2 protein-coding genes and 1 tRNA gene are annotated in these 2,114 nt (G+C 66.5%); 1 reads left to right on the forward strand and 2 read right to left on the reverse strand.

Features of this window, described 5'->3' with window-relative positions; all coding sequences use genetic code 11:
* A tRNA-Met gene (locus LXM94_RS25770) sits at window positions 1-77 on the forward strand.
* Between the two features lie 178 nt (window positions 78-255).
* On the opposite strand, the gene LXM94_RS25775 is transcribed toward LXM94_RS25770, so the two are convergent.
* The gene (locus LXM94_RS25775) at window positions 256-516 is read right to left on the reverse strand and encodes an acylphosphatase (protein WP_235774730.1); all 261 of its coding nucleotides are present in this window, start codon (window positions 514-516) and stop codon (window positions 256-258) included.
* Window positions 517-1,050: 534 nt separating this feature from the next.
* A partial coding sequence (locus LXM94_RS25780; protein WP_235774732.1) for an NAD(P)/FAD-dependent oxidoreductase occupies window positions 1,051-2,114 on the reverse strand: 1,064 nt, incomplete at its 5' end.

Raw genomic sequence — 2,114 nt, forward strand, 5'->3', positions numbered from 1 at the left:
CGCGGGGTGGAGCAGCCCGGTAGCTCGTCAGGCTCATAACCTGAAGGCCGCAGGTTCAAATCCTGCCCCCGCAACCAACCATCCCTGCGATCCACAAAAACCCCTCCAAGGGGCTTTTGGCGTTTCTACGTCCTCGCGAAAGGTCGGACGACGGGCGCCCAATCCAGTCCCGAGCAATTCGGGCTGCGGGCCAGTGACCCTGCAATTCCGGTGATCCCCGGCGCACGGCAGGGAGGGGTTACGGATTGTCGCCTTTCAGCCCTTGATCGGCGTTCGACGGATCGTTTCCACCCATATGTCGATCGGCCCCAGCGAGCAGCCCATCTCCATCATGTCGATGAGTTCTACCGCTCCGGTGACCTCGAGATCGATCCGGTCGCGGTCGACACGGACAATGGTCTGCTCCAGGCCGAGCTTTGCTGCGTGACGCCGGATCCAGGGTATGAAGGATGGGGCGCCGAGATCGCCAAGGATGATCATTCGCTCACGGAAAGAACCGTGCTGCGGTTCCGTCATGTAAAGGTCTCTCGCTCGTTGTTGCCGCGCAGGATAGCGCCGGGACGAAAAAGGGAAACCCCGTGTCGCGTCTCTTTTCCTCCAGCGATCTGCTGAGCGAACCCAGTCGGCAGGAGCGTTTCACGGTCACCTTCCGGCGCGCAGCAGCTGACGCGGCGTGAGATGGTCGGCGGCATCATGCACGCCTGCAATCGAAGGATGCGCCGAAGGACTGCGGGCCGGGCAAGACGCTCTGCAAACAGCTCGTCCGTTGCCGTCGGCCTGGTATTTTCGATCGCATATTTGTAGCCTCGGCCGCCGGCGGCTCCACGCCCGCGCGCGTCATCTCCACCGTGGTTTCCCTGGAGTGCGTTTCCGGCCTACGCCGCGGGCTGGCGGACGAAGATCAGGCTGCTGCTTTGCCAGTCTGCGGTATGTATCCCCTTTGGCAATGCCTGTGTCAGCGCGTGTTTGCCGATGAGAGGTTGGAAGGCAGCGATTCGGGTCTCGTATTCCCGAACAAGGCCGCGGGCCTGAGCGTCGTCGCCGTGCCCTTCAAAAGTCCGCGACCTTGCCCCAGACGGATCGGGAGAAGCGATCAGGGTGATAGGGGCGAGGATCGACCAGCGGGGTGGAGCCTGTGACGATGTCGGCAACCAGATGGCCGGCGCCCGGGCCGATGCCGAAGCCGTGGCCGCTGAAGCCGGCGGCGAGGATGAGGCCCGGGACAGCCGCCGTTTCGCCGATGGCCGGCACGCCGTCGGGTGTCGAGTCGATATAGCCGGCCCAGCTTGCCGTGATGCGCCGGCCCTTGAGGGCCGGCAGCAGGTCACCGGCGCGGTCATAGGTCAACTGGATCGTGTCGCGGTCGACGACAGGATCGAGGATCCGCATGTGCTCCATCGGGGTCGGGCGGTCGAGCCGCCAGCGCGCAAGGCTTTCGTGGCCGCTGCGGAAGCCTTCGAGTCCGCCGGGTGCGAGGCTGCGCCAGCGGCGCAGAAACATCGGCAGGAATTGACGGGCAAAGCGTATCGCCTGCGGCGTGGCGTCGACGCGCCCGCGTCCGCTGATGGCAAGCGTGTGCCCGCCGCCGCCGCGGCGGGTGACGGAGACGCGGGCCGTGTGCAGCGCGTCGGGCAGGTCTCCCCCGCCTGGGGCGACGGACAGGATGGAAGAGCGGATCGAGGCTTGCGGAAAGCGGATGCCGTATTGCCGGCAGAAGGAGGAGGCCCAGGCGCCGCCGGAAAGGATTGCCGTGCCCGTGCGGACGGTTCCGTGCTCGGTGACGACTGCGGACAGGCGTCCGCCCTCGGTCTCGATGCCGCGTGCTGCGCAGTTTTGCAGCACCGTTCCGCCAAGCTTGAGAACGGCGCGGGCGACGGCAGGCGCCGCATTTGCCGGGTCGGCCGTCCCGTCGCTTGGCGAGAATACGCCGCCTTTCCAGGTGCGGCCGGTCGCTTGGCCGCGTTCGCTGGCCGCAGCACTGTCGAGCATGTGCGTTGTGACGCCGACGCCTTGCGCAAAATCCCGCCAGCGCGCCCATCCCGCGAGCTCCTCCCCGTCGTCGCTGAGATAGAGGAGGCCGCAACGCCGGAAGCCGGTGTCCTCGCCCGTTTCCG

This window comes from Rhizobium alarense, assembly GCF_021555155.1.
Taxonomy (GTDB): domain Bacteria; phylum Pseudomonadota; class Alphaproteobacteria; order Rhizobiales; family Rhizobiaceae; genus Rhizobium_D; species Rhizobium_D alarense.